13 protein-coding genes and 1 tRNA gene are annotated in these 15,355 nt (G+C 65.0%); 11 read left to right on the top strand and 3 right to left on the bottom strand.

What is annotated here, in order from left to right; all coding sequences use genetic code 11:
* Positions 1–91: 91 nt before the first annotated feature.
* The 8 genes from bcp (at position 92) to JOE31_RS10015 (ending at position 10,258) form a co-directional block, all read left to right on the top strand.
* The gene (bcp, locus tag JOE31_RS10050; protein ID WP_209743798.1) at positions 92–562 is read left to right on the top strand and encodes a thioredoxin-dependent thiol peroxidase; all 471 of its coding nucleotides are present in this window, start codon (positions 92–94) and stop codon (positions 560–562) included.
* Between the two features lie 143 nt (positions 563–705).
* Positions 706–787: transfer RNA gene (locus JOE31_RS10045), tRNA-Leu, on the top strand.
* Positions 788–1,034: 247 nt separating this feature from the next.
* The gene (locus tag JOE31_RS10040) at positions 1,035–1,709 is read left to right on the top strand and encodes a fasciclin domain-containing protein (RefSeq protein ID WP_209743796.1); all 675 of its coding nucleotides are present in this window, start codon (positions 1,035–1,037) and stop codon (positions 1,707–1,709) included.
* Between the two features lie 219 nt (positions 1,710–1,928).
* Positions 1,929–3,605 carry an ABC transporter substrate-binding protein gene (locus JOE31_RS10035; protein ID WP_209743794.1) on the top strand — a complete coding sequence of 559 codons (1,677 nt, stop codon included), beginning with the start codon at positions 1,929–1,931 and terminating at the stop codon, positions 3,603–3,605.
* A gap of 79 nt (positions 3,606–3,684) precedes the next feature.
* On the top strand, positions 3,685–5,190 hold the full coding sequence (locus JOE31_RS10030) for a malate:quinone oxidoreductase (RefSeq protein WP_209743792.1): 1,506 nt from the start codon (positions 3,685–3,687) through the stop codon (positions 5,188–5,190).
* Positions 5,191–5,259: 69 nt separating this feature from the next.
* Entirely contained in the window at positions 5,260–8,478 is a 3,219-nt protein-coding gene (locus JOE31_RS10025; RefSeq protein ID WP_209743790.1) for an efflux RND transporter permease subunit, read from the top strand.
* Between the two features lie 194 nt (positions 8,479–8,672).
* Positions 8,673–9,797, top strand: a complete 1,125-nt coding sequence (locus JOE31_RS10020; RefSeq protein WP_011692392.1) for an LLM class flavin-dependent oxidoreductase — start codon at positions 8,673–8,675, stop codon at positions 9,795–9,797.
* The gene (locus JOE31_RS10015) at positions 9,797–10,258 is read left to right on the top strand and encodes a MarR family winged helix-turn-helix transcriptional regulator (protein ID WP_209743788.1); all 462 of its coding nucleotides are present in this window, start codon (positions 9,797–9,799) and stop codon (positions 10,256–10,258) included. The genes JOE31_RS10020 and JOE31_RS10015 overlap by 1 nt, the downstream gene beginning before the upstream one ends.
* 3 nt (positions 10,259–10,261) lie before the next feature.
* Here the strand turns inward: JOE31_RS10015 and JOE31_RS10010 are convergent, their stop codons facing one another.
* Positions 10,262–11,068 (bottom strand): transglutaminase family protein, encoded by an 807-nt coding sequence (locus JOE31_RS10010; protein ID WP_209743784.1) that lies wholly within the window; start codon positions 11,066–11,068, stop codon positions 10,262–10,264.
* Between the two features lie 74 nt (positions 11,069–11,142).
* Complete coding sequence (locus tag JOE31_RS10005; RefSeq protein WP_209743782.1) at positions 11,143–11,970, bottom strand: hypothetical protein; 828 nt, start codon at positions 11,968–11,970, stop codon at positions 11,143–11,145.
* Between the two features lie 99 nt (positions 11,971–12,069).
* Here JOE31_RS10005 and JOE31_RS10000 point away from each other — a divergent pair, with 99 nt between their 5' ends.
* The 3 genes from JOE31_RS10000 (at position 12,070) to JOE31_RS09990 (ending at position 14,174) form a co-directional block, all read left to right on the top strand.
* Positions 12,070–12,732 carry a DUF1684 domain-containing protein gene (locus JOE31_RS10000; protein WP_209743779.1) on the top strand — a complete coding sequence of 221 codons (663 nt, stop codon included), beginning with the start codon at positions 12,070–12,072 and terminating at the stop codon, positions 12,730–12,732.
* 69 nt (positions 12,733–12,801) lie between these two features.
* Positions 12,802–13,632, top strand: a complete 831-nt coding sequence (locus JOE31_RS09995; protein ID WP_209743776.1) for a fumarylacetoacetate hydrolase family protein — start codon at positions 12,802–12,804, stop codon at positions 13,630–13,632.
* 35 nt (positions 13,633–13,667) lie between these two features.
* The gene (locus tag JOE31_RS09990; RefSeq protein WP_209743773.1) at positions 13,668–14,174 is read left to right on the top strand and encodes a GtrA family protein; all 507 of its coding nucleotides are present in this window, start codon (positions 13,668–13,670) and stop codon (positions 14,172–14,174) included.
* Between the two features lie 32 nt (positions 14,175–14,206).
* Here JOE31_RS09990 and JOE31_RS09985 read toward each other — a convergent pair whose 3' ends face one another.
* The gene (locus tag JOE31_RS09985) at positions 14,207–15,352 is read right to left on the bottom strand and encodes a cysteine desulfurase family protein (protein WP_209743770.1); all 1,146 of its coding nucleotides are present in this window, start codon (positions 15,350–15,352) and stop codon (positions 14,207–14,209) included.
* Between the last annotated feature and the right edge of the window lie 3 nt (positions 15,353–15,355).

The following is a 15,355-nucleotide window of genomic DNA, read 5'->3' as shown; positions in this document are numbered from 1 at the left end:
CATACAACTTAGTATAGCCAGCGTGGGATTCGTCCCTCGCTTCCCCCGCTTACTAAGCTTAAATGTCCACAACATTCCTAAGGAGAAAATATTGGCTGAACGACTCATTCCCGGCACTCCGGCGCCGGACTTTACTCTGAAGGACTCCGCAGGGAAGGACGTCAGCCTGAAGGACTACCGCGGCCGGAACACCATCGTTTACTTCTATCCGGCCGCATCCACGCCCGGCTGCACCAAGGAAGCGTGCGACTTCCGCGACACCCTTGCCTCCCTGCAACGTGAAGGCTACGACGTCCTGGGTGTCTCCCCCGATCCGGTCGGGAAACTCGCCACGTTCGCCGAGAAGGAAGGCCTGACTTTCCCCCTGTTGTCCGACGAGGACCACGCCGTGGCTGAGGCTTACGCCGCGTGGGGGGAGAAAAAGAACTACGGGCGGACATACGAGGGCCTCATCCGGTCCACTGTCGTAGTGGACCCGGACGGCAACGTCGCCGTGGCACAGTACAACGTGCGGGCCACCGGCCACGTGGCCAAGCTCCGCCGGGACCTCGGACTGGCCTAGCCGGACTCCGGGCGCCAGCGGGCGCTGCTGATCCGCCCCCAAGCGGAAGGCGCGCCCGGCAGGTACACTGGAGCCTGGAATCCGCCGTCGAACGTCTTTTCGCTTTCCCCGGACAGCAGGAAAAACACGCACGACGGCGCCGCGCGCGAGTGGTGAAATTGGCAGACACGCAGGATTTAGGTTCCTGTGCCTTCGGGCGTGGGGGTTCAAGTCCCCCCTTGCGCACAGCAGCACAACCCTCGGAATCCCGGGCCCCACGGTCCGGGATTCCTTTGTTTAACGCCGCCGCACCGGCACCGGAAGGCCCCCGAAAAAAAGATTCTCCCCCGTCACCCATCCATTACTGCCGAACTGCCGAATACCCATTGAGACACCAACCAAGGGTCGGTGCCCACAGTCGGAAACAGCCAGTGCAGTGATCGAAGAAGTCGTTCGCCGCAGGCAATAATCGGCACTAACAAGGAGAATCGAAATGCAGTCATTCAAGCGCACAACTTTCACCGTTGCAGGTGTTGCAGCTGCAGCTCTGCTGAGCCTGACCGCATGCGGCGGATCGGCCACCACGGCCAACAGCTCCTCCGCACCGGCTTCAACCCCGTCTGCTTCGAGCATGGCGCCGTCACCGTCGGCCAGCTCCGCGGCGGCGATGGATCCCGCCGCCAACCTGGTGGGCCCCGGCTGCGCAGGTTACGCCGAGAAGGTTCCCAGCGGTGCAGGATCGGTATCAGGCATGGCCCTCGATCCGGTCGCGGTCGCAGCCTCGAACAACCCGCTGCTGACCACTCTCACGGCGGCGGTTTCCGGCAAGCTCAACCCCAAGGTCAACCTCGTGGATACGCTCAACGGCAGTGAATTCACGGTCTTCGCACCGGTGGATGATGCGTTCGCCAAGATCGACGCCGCCACTATCGAAACGCTCAAGACCGACGATGCCCTCCTGAGCAAGATCCTGACTTACCACGTTGTTCCCGGCCAGATCACCCCCGACAACATTGTGGGCACCCACAAGACTGTCCAGGGCGGCTCGGTCACCGTGACCGGCACCAAGGACGCACTGAAGGTCGATGACGCCAGCGTCATCTGCGGCGGCGTCAAGACGGCCAACGCCACGGTCTACCTGGTGGACTCCGTCCTGATGCCGAAGTAGGCAACCACGAACACTCCTGTCCCGGCTCCAGCCTGACTCCCTGGGCCGATCCTGGAGAAACTGAGGCCCGCACCGTCCGGTGCGGGCCTCAGCTTTGTCTTCCGGAGGGCGCGGCCGGCATCGGGTGGCGCACCCGGCGAGTGTCCAGGATCGTTCAATTAGACTGGGGACCGGTCCGCTGTCCGCGGACCTTCCGGCCTGCCCAGAGGTGATCATCGAGTGCCCAGCAGTAAATCGCGCCGCATTGCGGTCAGTATCGGTGCAGGGGTCCTGTCGCTGCTGCTGGCCGCATGCACAGGAACGCCTGCCCCGGCTCCGGCGTCGCCCTCTGCGGCTCCTGCAGGCACTACTGCCGCTGCCCCTACCGCGACTTTCACCTTCGGCACGGCGGCCCAGCCGCTGGGACTTGATCCCGCGCTGGCATCCGATGTGGAGTCCTACCGGATCACCCGCCAGGTCCTGGAGGGCCTTGTGGGAGTGGACCAGACCACGGGGCTGCCCACTCCCCTGCTCGCCACTGAGTGGGCGGAATCCAACGAGGGCCGCGCCTACACCTTCAAGCTCCGTGAGGGCGTCATCTTCCAGGACGGCACACCCTTCGATGCCGCGGCTGTCTGCTCCAACTTCAACAGATGGTTCAACTTCCCGGCGAGCCTGCGGAAGCAGGCGCCCGGAACGTCGTTCAAGGGCGTGTTCAAGGCCTACGCCGACCAGGCGTCGCTCTCCATCTACAAGGGCTGCACCGCCGTTTCTGCGGGGAACGTCCGGATCGACCTCACCCAGCCGTTCACCGGGTTCCTCCAGGCGCTGACGCTCCCGGCCTTCGCCATGTCCTCCCCTACGGCCATGGCGGCGCAGAAGGCGGACAGCCTCAGCCAGACCCGGGACGGCCAGCCCGTGTCGGCCTATGCCCTGCACCCCGTCGGTACCGGTCCCTACAGCTTCGCCGCGTGGCAGGACTCCAGCGTCAAGCTGGTCAGCAACAAGGACTATTGGGGTGACAGGGGGCAGATCGGCACCATCAACTTCGTCACCTACGATCACCCGCAGTCCAGGCTCCAGGCTCTCCTCGACGGCAAGATCGACGGCTATGATGCCGTCACCGTGGGCAACTTCGACCAGCTCGTCAAACGCGGACAGCAGATCATCCAGCGCGACCCGTTCTCCGTGATGTACCTGGGCATGAACCAGGAAGTGCCCATCCTGCAGAACATCAAGGTGCGCCAGGCCATCGAGTTGGCGGTGGACAAGGAAACGCTGATCCGCCGGTTCTTCATCGACAACACCGCGCAGGCAACCCAGTTCGTCCCGCCCAAGCTCAGCGGGTTCAACAACAACGCCCCCTCCCTGGGCCACGACCCGGCCAAGGCGAAGGCGCTTCTGGAGGAAGCCGGGTACAAGGGCGAGGAACTCAAGTTCTACTACCCCCTTAATGTCACCAGGCCATACCTTCCCACACCGGAAAAGGTGTACGCAGAGCTCAGCAAGCAACTCACCGCCGTGGGGCTGAACATCAAGCCGGTTCCGGTGGAGTGGTCGGACGGGTACCTGCAGAAAGTCCAGTCACCCGGGGACCACGCCCTGCACCTGCTCGGCTGGAACGGTTCCTACTCCGATCCGGACAACTTTGTGGGTCCCCTGTTTGGCGAGAAGAACGGCGAATTCGGCTACCAGGACCCGCAGGTCTTTTCGAAGATCGCGCGGGCACGCGGCTTGCCTGAGGGCGAGGAGCGGACGGAGCAATACCGCACCATCAACGCCCAGATCGCCGAATCGGTCCCCGCCGTCCCCATCGCTTTCCCCATTTCAGCGCTGGCACTCTCCGACCGGGTGCTGAAGTACCCTGCCTCACCGGTATTAAACGAGGTTTTCACAAAGGTGGAGCTAAAACCTTGACGGACTGCCCCAATTTCAGTTAGTAGGGTGCTCGGGGATATTCTGTGACAGCCAGAGCCGCTGCTATCGGAGACTGATTGTGACTTTCATTTCCAAGACCCAACATGCCGACGTCGTCCTGATTGGCGGCGGCATCATGAGCGCCACGCTGGGTGCGTTCATCAAGCAGCTCGAACCGAACTGGACCATTTCGCTGTTCGAACGGCTCGACGAAGCCGGCCTGGAAAGCTCGGGCCCGTGGAACAACGCAGGCACAGGGCACGCCGCCCTGTGTGAGCTTAACTACTCGCCCGCAGCCAAAGACGGCTCGGTTGATCCATCCAAGGCGCTGCACATCAACGAGCAGTTCCAGCTGTCCCGCCAGTTCTGGTCCCACCTGGTCAGCAACTCGCTCATCGGCTCCCCCAAGGGGTTCATCAATACGGTCCCCCACATGAGTTTCGTCATCGGGGACGCCAATGCGGACTTCCTGAAGACCCGGTACGAGGCACTGAAGCCGAACACCCTCTTCCGTTCCATGGAGTACTCCGAAGACCACGCACAGATTGCCAAGTGGGCGCCCTTGATCGTCAAGGGCCGTGACCCGAAGCAGAGGATTGCGGCCACGCGCGCGGCCGAGGGAACCGACGTCGACTTCGGCGCACTGACCCGTGAGCTGACCACGTACCTTGGCAACAACGGCGTGGAGATCAACTACGGACACGACGTCAACGGCATCCGGCGCGCCCCTGGTGGCGGCTGGGACCTGACGCTCAAGCACAAGAAGTCCGGAGAGCACGGCAACATCCACGCGAAGTTCGTGTTCGTCGGTGCCGGCGGCGGTGCACTGCATCTGCTGCAGGCCTCCGGCATCCCCGAGAGCAAGGGCTACGGCGGTTTCCCGGTTTCCGGCCAGTTCTTCCGCTGCACCGACGAGGCCCTCGCCGCCCAGCACAGCGCCAAGGTCTACGGCCAGGCGTCCGTGGGAGCCCCGCCCATGTCCGTTCCGCACCTTGACACCCGTTACGTCGACGGCAAGCGTTCGCTGCTCTTCGGGCCCTACGCCGGATTCTCAACCAACTTCCTGAAGAACGGCTCGTACCTGGACCTGCCGTTGTCGATCCGCCCGGGCAACATCATTCCGATGCTTGCCGTGGCGAAGGACAACATGGACCTGACGGCCTACCTGGTCAAGGAAGTCGCGAAGCGGCACGGCGACAAGGTGGAGGCCCTTCGCGAGTATTACCCGGAAGCAAAAGACGGCGATTGGGAACTCATTACCGCCGGCCAGCGTGTTCAGATCATCAAGAAGGATCCGAAGAAGGGTGGTGTCCTCCAGTTCGGTACTGAAGTGATCGCCGCGCGCGACGGTTCCATCGGTGCGCTGCTTGGTGCTTCCCCGGGAGCCTCCACCGCAGTCCCCATCATGATCGAACTCCTCCAGAAGTCCTTCCCCAGGAACTTCAAGGGCTGGCAGTCCAAGCTCAAGGAAATGATGCCCGGCTACGGCATCAAGCTCAACGACAACCCGGAATTGGCCGAACGGCTGGAGGCGGAAACCGCCAAAACCCTCCAGCTGGAAGCCATAGACGCACCCTCCAGCTGAGACCCTGTTCGGGTTACGGCAGGTTCCACCCCCAACCACAAGACCGTTAACCCACCAGGAGACAATGAGATGTACCGGCTGGCAAAACTATCGCTGGCAAACAGGGCACTGATCGCGCTGATCACCGTCTTCGCGTCGGTGTTCGGCGTGATCACCATGTCCTCGCTCAAGCAGGAACTCATTCCCTCCATCGAGTTTCCGCAGATCACGGTCATCTCGGCCATGCCCGGTGCATCGCCGGAGGTAGTGGACAAGCAGGTGAGCGGGCCCCTCGAGACTGCACTGAACGGTGTCGAGGGGCTTGAATCGACGTCGTCCACTTCCCGCACGGGCGTTTCGCAGATCACCATGGTGTTCACCTACGGTTCAAACCTGGACCGGGCACGGAACCAGATCGACCGTGCCATTTCCAACGCCAAGCGCGCCCTGCCCGATGATGTCCAGCCGCAGGCCATTGCAGGCAGCATCAGCGATTTCCCGATTGTGTTCCTGGCAGTCTCTTCCGACAAACCGCTCAGTGAACTAAACGCCGACCTGCAACGCCTCAGTGTCCCCCGGCTTCAGAAGCTCGACGGCGTCAGGGGCGCCGACGTCACCGGCGGCGCCAGCCAGCACATCCAGATCCTCCCCCGCCCCGAGGCCATGGCGGCCAAGGGCGCCACCATCCAGTCCATCAGCAATGCGCTGAAGAACAACGGGGCGCTTATTCCGGCGGGCACCATCGAGGAACAAGGCAAAACGCTCTCGCTGCAGATCGGCAGCCCGGTGGACTCCCTGGACGCCGTCAAGGCCCTGCCGCTTGGCGGCGCCAAAGACGCCGCCACCATCGGCAGCGTCGCGGACGTCAGCATCAAGGATGACGTCCGCACGTCGATTACCCGCACCAACGGCAAGGAAACGCTGGCGCTCTCCGTGACCAAAAAGCCCGAGGGCGACACGGTGGCGATCTCGCATGCAGTGAAGGACTCCATCGGCCAGCTCGAGGCTGAGCTGGGCTCCAACGCCAAGTTCACCCCGGTGTTCGACCAGGCCCCGTTCATCGAAAAGTCCATTAAAGACCTCACCACGGAAGGCCTGCTGGGCCTGGGCTTTGCCGTCGCAGTGATCCTGGTGTTCCTGATGTCCGTGCGGTCCACGCTGGTCACTGCCGTCTCCATCCCGCTGTCCCTGCTCATCACTTTCATCGGCCTCTCCGCAACGGGTTACTCCCTGAACATCCTGACCCTCGGAGCACTCACCATCGCAATCGGACGCGTGGTGGATGACTCGATTGTGGTGATCGAGAACATCAAGCGCCACCTCAGCTACGGCGAGTCAAAACTGTCAGCCATCCTGACCTCCATCCGCGAGGTCGCCGGCGCCATCACGGCGTCGACGCTGACCACAGTGGCAGTCTTCCTTCCGATTGCGTTCGTCGGGGAACTGGCCGGCGAGCTGTTCCGGCCCTTCGCCCTGACGGTGACCATCGCGCTGCTCTCGTCGCTGCTGGTGTCCCTCACCATCGTCCCCGTACTGGCCTATTGGTTCCTCAAGTCACCGGCTGACAGCACAGGGGCTTCCCTGTCCGCCGCGGCGGCGCGCGAAGCCGCGGCCAAGGCGCATGAGGCCGAGCAGCGCAGCCTGTTGCAGCGCGGCTACCTGCCCGTCCTCGACAAGACACAGAAGCACCCGGTGGTGACACTCATCGCCGCAGTCCTGGTCCTCGGCGGGACGGCGGCGATGACGCCGCTGCTCGCCACCGACCTGCTGGGCCGTTCCGGCGAGAACAGCATGACTGTCAAGCAGGTCCTTCCGGCCGGTACGAGCCTCACGGACACCAGCGCGGCAGCAGTGAAGGTCGAGGAAGTACTGCGGAACATCGACGGCATCAAGGACGTACAGGTCACGTCGGGGAACGCGCAGACCGGCTTCACCGCGCTCACGTCCAGCGGCGCCTCGAACTCCTCGTTCACCGTGGTCACCGAGGAGAAGGCCAACCAGGCCCGGCTGCAGGAAACCGTCCGCAACGAACTGGCGAAGATCAGTGACGCGGGAAAGATCTCCGTGGGATCCCAGCAGGGCGGATTCGGCACCACCTCGACGGTGGACATCACCCTGAAGGCGGCCAACTCAGCGGACCTCAGGACCGCAAGCGATGCCATGGTCAAGGCCATGGAGGGTGTCCCGGGCAGTACTGAGGTTGCCACGAACCTTGCAGCCAGCCAGCCGGTGGTTCAGGTCAAGGTGGACCGCGCCAAAGCGGTCGCGGCCGGCCTGAACGAGGAGCAGGTGGCCGGCGTCCTGGCCTCCACGATCAGTCCGTTGCCAGCCGGAACAGTGCGCATCGATACCAACGATTTCCCGGTGCAGATCGGCGAGGGCACGCGGTTCACAAGCGTCGCCGCGGTGCGGAACATCCCACTGCCGGCATCCGGCGGGGCCGTGACGCTGGGAAGCATCGCCACCGTGGAACAGGTTGACATCCCCGTGTCCATCACCGCCAGCAACGGCCAGCGTACCGCGCGGGTCTCGGTGACGCCGTCTGGCGCCAATCTGGGCGCGGTGAGCACCGAGGTGCAAAGCCGGCTCAAGGGGGTGGAACTCCCGGCCGGCGTCACGGCGGAGATCGGCGGCGCCACCACGCAGCAGACGGAGTCGTTCCAGCAGCTGGGCCTGGCGCTACTGGCCGCGATCGCCATCGTGTACGTGATCATGGTGGCGGCCTTCAAATCGCTCATCCAGCCGCTCATCCTTCTGGTATCCGTTCCGTTCGCAGCCACGGGGGCCGTTGCCCTGCTGCTGGCGACCGGCGTGCCGCTGGGCCTGCCGTCACTGATCGGCATGCTCATGCTGGTGGGCATTGTGGTGACCAACGCCATCGTCCTGATCGACCTCATCAACCAGTACCGGCAGCCGCGGAACGGCCAGCCCGGAATGAACGTGGCCGACGCCATCACCCACGGTGCGCGGCAGCGCCTGCGCCCCATCCTGATGACAGCCCTGGCCACCGTTTTCGCACTCACGCCCATGGCGTTGGGCCTCACCGGCGGAGGGGGTTTCATCTCCCAGCCCCTGGCGGTGGTGGTGATCGGCGGCCTGGTGTCCTCGACGGCGCTGACGCTGGTCCTGGTGCCGGTCCTCTATCGGCTGGTGGAAGGGCGCCGTGAGAAGAAGGCGCTGCTCCGTGCGATGCACGAACGCCCCGACTTCGGGCCGCCGGACGACGTCGACGCAGAGTTCCGTGACTGGACAACAGGCATGGTCCCCAAGGTCTCCGGCCGCCGGGCTGCAGCCGGCGAACCCGAGTAGCCCCGGACCCTGAAGAACTGACGATCCTGAACCAAGCAGTGCCCGTGCCGCCCCGGTGGCACGGGCACTGCTGTTTAACCGGGCGGGAATATCCTGGCGCGCCGGACGTTACATCCAACGATAGATGCAAATGCATGTAAATCGGCTATAGTGGAACAAGACCCGGAGCAGTTCGGAAAACGGAAAGGCACACCATGCAGATCGGCGTATTCAGTGTCAGTGACATCACCACTGATCCCACTACGGGGCGCACGCCCACGGAACACGAGCGCATCAAAGCGTCCGTTGCCATTGCCAAGAAGGTCGAAGAGATCGGCATGGACGTGTACGCCATTGGCGAGCACCACAACCGCCCCTTCTTCTCTTCCTCCCCCACCACCACACTGGCCTACATCGCGGCGCAGACGGAACGAATCATCCTGTCCACCGCCACCACACTGATCACCACCAACGACCCCGTGAAGATCGCCGAAGACTTTGCGATGCTGCAGCACCTGGCGGACGGTCGCGTGGACCTGGTAATGGGCCGCGGCAACACGGCGCCGGTGTACCCCTGGTTCGGCAAGAACATCCAGGACGGCATTGAACTGGCCATCGAGAACTACAGCCTACTGCGCCGGCTCTGGGACGAAGACACCGTGAACTGGTCCGGCAAGCACCGCACGCCGCTGCAGAACTTCACTTCCACCCCACGACCGCTCGACGGCGTGGCCCCCTTTGTGTGGCACGGCTCCATTCGCACGCCCCAGATCGCTGAAGTGGCCGCGTACTACGGTGACGGCTTCTTCGCCAACAACATCTTCTGGCCCAAGGAGCACTACCAGCAGCTGATCGGCCTCTACCGCGAACGCTACGAGCACTACGGCCACGGCAAGGCCGACCAGGCGATCGTCGGCCTCGGCGGGCAGTTCTTCATGCGGAAGAACTCCCAGGACGCAGTGAAGGAGTTCCGCCCGTACTTCGACAATGCGCCGGTTTACGGCCACGGCCCCTCGCTGGAGGACTTCACCTCGCAGACCCCGCTGACAGTCGGCAGCCCGCAGGAAGTCATCGAAAAGACCCTGACCTTCCGCGAGTACTTCGGCGACTACCAGCGCCAGCTGTTCCTGATCGACCACGCCGGCCTTCCCCTGAAGACCGTCCTGGAGCAGCTGGACCTGTTCGGCGAGGAGGTCCTGCCGGTGCTGCGCAGGGAGTACGCCGCCCTCACCCCCGCCCACGTGCCGGAACCGCCCACCCATGCCGGGCGGGTGGCAGCCAGGATGGCTGCCCAGGTGCAGGAGGACTCACTCACCAAGCCCACGGCGCAGGACGCCTGATGAGCGCGCAGCCGGGCGAGTCGCCTGTACGGCTCGCCGCCGAAACCTGGGAATCACTGTTCCGCGCCCAGGTGGCGGTAATGCGGAAGCTTCAGTCCGGCCCTGCTTTCAAAGCACTGGCCGTCAACGAATACGACGTCCTGTTCACGCTCTCACGCTGCCCTTCCGGCTGGCTGCGCCTGAACGAGCTGAATGACAACGTACTCCTCAGCCAGTCCAGCCTCAGCAGGCTGGTGGAGAGGCTGGAGAAGCGCGGACTCGTGGAGCGTATGCCGGCACCCCAGGACGGACGCGGTGTCCTCCTGAAACTGACGGACGCCGGCCGGGAGCTGCAGAAGCAGATCGGCCGCGAGCACGTACGTGATATCTCCGCGCTAATGACGCCGGCGCTGACCGCCGGCGAACAGCGCGAACTGTTGCGGCTCACCGAGAAGCTGCGCGGGTCCGTGTCAGGGCGCTAGGCGTCAGGAAATCGCGACGAGCTTCGCGGGGTCTTCCCGGGGCAGCTCCCCGTCCACCACTGCGGTGACGCGGAGCTCCCTCAGGGACAGGCTTCCGCCGACCGTGGACAGGAACGCTGTGTCCGAGGAGTCCCGGCCGGCGGTGATCCTCAGCATGCTCTCCCGCGGGGCGAGCCCGGTGGGATCGATGACGTACCAGGCCCCGTTAATATAGGCCTCGGCCACGGCATGGAAATCCATCGGGCTAAGCCCGGGAGCATAGACCGCCACCAGCCTCGCGGGCACATCCTTGGAGCGCAGCAGTGAAATGGCAAGGTGGGCGAAGTCGCGGCACACCCCGCGGCGGTGCAGGAGCGTCTCCACCGCGCCGTCGGTCCCGCGCGAGGAGCCGCTGACGTAGCGGAGCTCGCTGAAGACCCAGTTGCGGACGGCGTGCAGGAGCTCTTCGCCCTGGAGGCCGCCGAATTCGGCGTAGGCCGTAGGCAACAGCCGGTCCGACTCCGCGTAGCGGCTGGGCCGGACGTAGCGGATCAGTTCCATAAGGTTGGGCTCCTCCGGAACCGCCAGCCCGGAAACAGTTGCCGTGTAGTCAACGGTCACCTCAGCGGGCTCCGCGAACTCCATGTAATGGAACCGTCCGCCGTGGTGGTCGGAAAGTTCCGTCACAGGCACCGGGTCCTCCCCGGAGGTCACCGACATCGTTTCCACGAGCGACGAATAGCCCGCATTCCTTGCGACGGCAACCGCCAGTGCGACTTTGGTTTCGGCTGCGGTCTTGAAGACGAGCCGAGCGGCCACGCTGCGTTCCATGTATCTCCGGGGTGTGAGGTAGTTGCAGAACAGTACCCGTGCCGGCCGGTGGGGTTTACGGGCGGGCGGCGGGACTAACTTTTGATCTTCAGAGACATTAGCATCCGCTGGACATTCGCGAATTCAGAGCCCTCGTTGACATACTTGGCCGCCTGGTCAAGGGTATCGAAGGCCTTGGCGGGGGCCACTTTCTCGTCCGGGGCGAACGCCTCGAGTGCGGTCAGGTCACCGAACGAGACATCCCCCTTGCCCTCCGGACCGCGCACAATGTTCTGCAGGGCGCAGGCTCTGCCGTCACTTCCTCCCACCACGTTGGTGATGCCGTAGGAACCGAAGTACCTGTAACCCTGGATCACACGGAAAACCACGTGCGGCGCAATCAGACCGTCTCCTTCGCGGTGCGGCAGGTCCACCGGAACGCTGCTGACCACCACGTAAGGCTTTCGGGCCGCTTCCTGGCAGGCGGCAGCCGACGGCGATGGCAGGCCCGTCTGCAGCGTCGCCAGATAACCTCCCTTGGCATCCTTGACTTCGATCTTGATGGCCCCCGGAAGCGTCCCCTGGTCGGGCGTGACGGACTGCGCAATCCAGTCCTGCGGCAGTTCAAAACTGACGTTCTTGCCGGAATCCGAGAAGGCCTTCCACGCCGCCGCCGTCGCGCCGGCGGACGCGGATTCCGTACCCGTTGGCGAAGGTTGCGCTCCGGTGTCCGTGGCGCCGGGAGTTGCCCCTGGCGACGCGGCCGGCGACGTGCCCGCCGTCGTCGTGCTTTCCGTTGGACTGCCGCCCGCCGTCCAGGCGGGTTCCCCCTTGCCCTCGCCGCTGCAACCGGACATCACTACGGCTGCGACGATGAACGCCGCCCCCAAACGCGCCCTGCGGGCTGCTGCCTTCCCTGTCATGACGCAAGCGTAGCCGCGCCGCCGCCGCAGGCGCCGCGTTCCGGGCGGAGTGTTGGCCGGGCGGGGTTTCCCGTCCGCAAAGAGGGTTACGCTGGGGACATGGCGGAACAGCACTTTGACACGGAGCAGGACAGCGTAGCGGACATCTCGGCCCTGGACATCGCCGACTGGAGGATCCGCACTTTCGCCATGTACCAGAACGTCCGGAGAATAGCCGCGGACAGTCCCGCTGAGGCCCACTCATATTGGCGCCAGGAACGCGACCGGATGTTCGGCACCCACCCGGCATCCGCGCTCACGGCGGAAGCCAAATCCACCTTCAGCGGCCTCCGGACAGCTGACTACGACCCCATTTACCGTTTCCACGTTCCCCTGACAAAGGAGGGCGCCGGCCGGGAGATGAATGTTGAGACCGGGACCGACGGCGTTGTCAGGTTCGTACGCCTGGGTACCTTCGACCTGCCGGAGATGGGGCAGCTGGCCGTCTGGAAGCTGCACGGCTACGGCGGCGGCATCTTCGTGCCCTTCCGGGACGCGACCGCGGGACAGCCCGGCGGCAGTTACGGCGCCGGACGGTACCTGCTGGACACGATCAAGGGAGCCTTCCACGGGGTCCAGGGATCAGGGCCCGGCGCCGAATTCATCCTGGACTTCAACTTTGCGTACAACCCGTCCTGCGCCTACAACGAAGCCTGGGCATGCCCGCTGGCGGGGCCGTCCAACCGGCTTGCAGTGGAGATCCCGGCGGGCGAACTGTACTGACCGACTTCCCCGGGAGCCGCTCGGCCGAAACAGTCCGCCCCGGCCACGGGCAGGACGTAGGATGTCATAATGACCGCCATCCAGCCGCGCCGAATTGCCCGGGTCCGTCCGCACTCCCCCGCCTCCGCGCTTGAACAGTTCTTCGTTGCCAACGACGCCCACGACTTCGGCGGCGACACGGGAAAGCTTTGGACAGTCATCGACAGCCCCTTCCCCGGCTCCCTGGCGAACGCCGGAGCCGCTCCGCGGGCAGGCTGGGAGCCTGGCTCCGCTGTCCACGAGGACTCATTCACTTTCCTGGCACCCAGTGTTCCAGCCAATGTCCTGGGCATGGCCCACAACACGGGGCAGGCCGGCCGGGACCTTCCTCCCCAGGCATTCCACAAGGCAGCCACCAGCGTGGTGGGACCGGGCGACGCCATAGAACTCGCGCCGGGAGTGGGGCACGTGGACCCGGAAGCCGAGCTGACCGTCGTCGTCGGACGCAAGGCCCGCGGGCTGACGCTGGAGAATGCGCGGGAGGCCGTTCTCGGCTTCACCATCGGCAACGACGTCACGGCCAGGGAGTTGCAGAAGACGGACGAGCTGTGGATCAGCGCCAAGAGCCAGGACACGTTCACGCCGGCGGGACCGTGGATCGTGACGGGCCTGGATACTGCCGCACTTTCGATCGGCATCGTGCACAACGGCAGTGAGCTCAGGGTTGCCAGCTCGGCGGACCTTGGCTGGGGCGTTGACGAAATCCTGGTGTACCTGACGTCCTTCATGACGCTCCACCCCGGAGATCTGGTCCTCACGGGATTTCCTGCCGAAAGCGCGCGGCTGCACCCCGGGGACACGGTGACCTGCCGCGTCGAGGGAATCGGCGAACTGACAAACCCGGTCAGGGGCGCTGCCTGACCGAATATGCCGGCGCGGTGTGGCAGGCTTGAGCGATGGAATCACCTGCTGCGCCCGCCGTCCCGCTGACGCAACAGTCCGGTTCCGCAACTGCCGCGCGGCGCCTTCCAGCCACGAAACACTACCGTGGCATGCTTCGCTTTCCGGCCGTCCGGCAGCTGCTCCGGTTCACCGGCGTGGGCATCGTGTGCACCCTGACCTCACTTGCCCTGTACGCCCTGCTCCGGCCCTGGCTGGGGTCCCAGCTGGCCAATGCCGCAGCGCTGATCATTACCTCGGTCATGAACACGGCCCTGAACCGGCGGCTGACGTTCAAGATTTCGGGCCGCGGGAAAGTTGGCAGGGATCACCTGAGCGGCCTCGTGGTGATCGTCATTGCGCTGGTGATCACCGGCGGCAGCCTCGGCGTGCTGCACTGGCTCAACCCGGAGGCCACCATGTCGGATGAGCTGTGGACCACCACGCTGTCCGGGTTCCTGGCAACCGCCGTGCGCTTCGCGCTCCTGCGGCACTGGATCTTCCGCCGCGCACGGCACCGGTGACGCAGCACCGCTGCCGGCGCGATGTTGCCCGCCTAGCGGATACCGAGCGTCAGCACACTGCCCACGGCGTTCCTGACGGCTGCTGCGGCTTCGTGCAGTTCCGCCGCTGTCACTGCGGCATCAAAGCTGAAGCGGACGGCGGTCTGGGCAACCTCGGACGGAACGCCCATTGCCAGTAGCACCGGCGAGGCGGCGTCGGACCCTGCCGCGCAGGCCGATCCGCTGGAGCACACCACGCCTTGCCGTTCCAGTTCAAGGAGCACTGATTCGCCGCTGGTTCCCGGGAAGCAGAACGAAGCCACCGACGGCAGCCGCTCCAGCGGGTGGCCGGTCAGCTGCGCGCCCGGGACTCCCGCCAGGACCTCGCGGATGAATTCGTCCCGCAGGGCGGCCACGTGCTCCTGTTCGGGGCGGACCAACGACAGCGCGGTGGCCAGGGCCACGGCGCCGGCAACGTTCTCTGTTCCTGAGCGGCGGCCGCGTTCCTGCCCGCCGCCATGGAGCAGGGGCTCAACGCGGGTGCGGCTCCGCACGAACAGGGCCCCGTTCCCTTTCGGCGCCCCGAGTTTGTGCCCGGAGATGCTCATGGCGTCCACGCCCAGAATCTTCGTGTCCAGCGGCAGCCAGCCCGCAGCCTGGACGGCATCGGTGTGGAACGGAATCCCCGATTCCCGGGCCAGGCCGGCGAGCTGCCGGATGGGCTGGACGGTCCCCACCTCATTGTTGGCGTACATCACGCTGACCAGCGCGGTCTCCGGGCGCAGGACAGCCGCCAGGGCGTCCGGCGTGACCTGCCCGAAGCCGTCCACCGGGACGATATCAACGGTGAACCCGTGGAAGCGTTCGAGGTAGCGCGCAGATTCCTCCACCGCGGGATGTTCGACGGCGCTGATCACCACGCGGTTGAGGGCCGGGTCCGCAGCCTGCCGGGCCAGCGCGATGCCCTTTACGGCGAGGTTGTCCGCCTCGGTGCCGCCGGAGGTGAAGGTGATCTCGGCCGGACGGCAGTTCAGCGCCCTGGAGGTGGCTGTGCGGGCGGTTGCGAGCGCCGCGGCGGCGGACTCGCCGAGCGAGTGGTGGCTCGACGGGTTACCGAATTCGCCGGTGAGGTAGGGCCACATGGCTTCCAGCACTTCGCGGCGGACCGGCGTGGTGGCCGCTGCGTCAAGGAAGATCATGGC

Origin of the sequence: Arthrobacter sp. PvP023, assembly GCF_017832975.1 — a bacterium.
Classification (GTDB): Bacteria; Actinomycetota; Actinomycetes; order Actinomycetales; family Micrococcaceae; genus Arthrobacter.
Note: the sequence above shows the minus strand (reverse complement) of the source record. Positions and strands in the feature narration are given on the sequence as shown.

Coding starts and splice junctions, on each gene's coding strand:
- JOE31_RS10040 (WP_209743796.1), top strand. CDS start 1,035: ATGCAGTCATTCAAGCGCACAACTTTCACCGTTGCAGGTGTTGCAGCT.
- JOE31_RS10025 (WP_209743790.1), top strand. CDS start 5,260: ATGTACCGGCTGGCAAAACTATCGCTGGCAAACAGGGCACTGATCGCG.
- JOE31_RS10020 (WP_011692392.1), top strand. CDS start 8,673: ATGCAGATCGGCGTATTCAGTGTCAGTGACATCACCACTGATCCCACT.
- JOE31_RS10015 (WP_209743788.1), top strand. CDS start 9,797: ATGAGCGCGCAGCCGGGCGAGTCGCCTGTACGGCTCGCCGCCGAAACC.
- JOE31_RS10010 (WP_209743784.1), bottom strand. CDS start 11,068: ATGGAACGCAGCGTGGCCGCTCGGCTCGTCTTCAAGACCGCAGCCGAA.
- JOE31_RS10005 (WP_209743782.1), bottom strand. CDS start 11,970: ATGACAGGGAAGGCAGCAGCCCGCAGGGCGCGTTTGGGGGCGGCGTTC.
- JOE31_RS10000 (WP_209743779.1), top strand. CDS start 12,070: ATGGCGGAACAGCACTTTGACACGGAGCAGGACAGCGTAGCGGACATC.
- JOE31_RS09995 (WP_209743776.1), top strand. CDS start 12,802: ATGACCGCCATCCAGCCGCGCCGAATTGCCCGGGTCCGTCCGCACTCC.
- JOE31_RS09990 (WP_209743773.1), top strand. CDS start 13,668: ATGGAATCACCTGCTGCGCCCGCCGTCCCGCTGACGCAACAGTCCGGT.
- JOE31_RS09985 (WP_209743770.1), bottom strand. CDS start 15,352: ATGATCTTCCTTGACGCAGCGGCCACCACGCCGGTCCGCCGCGAAGTG.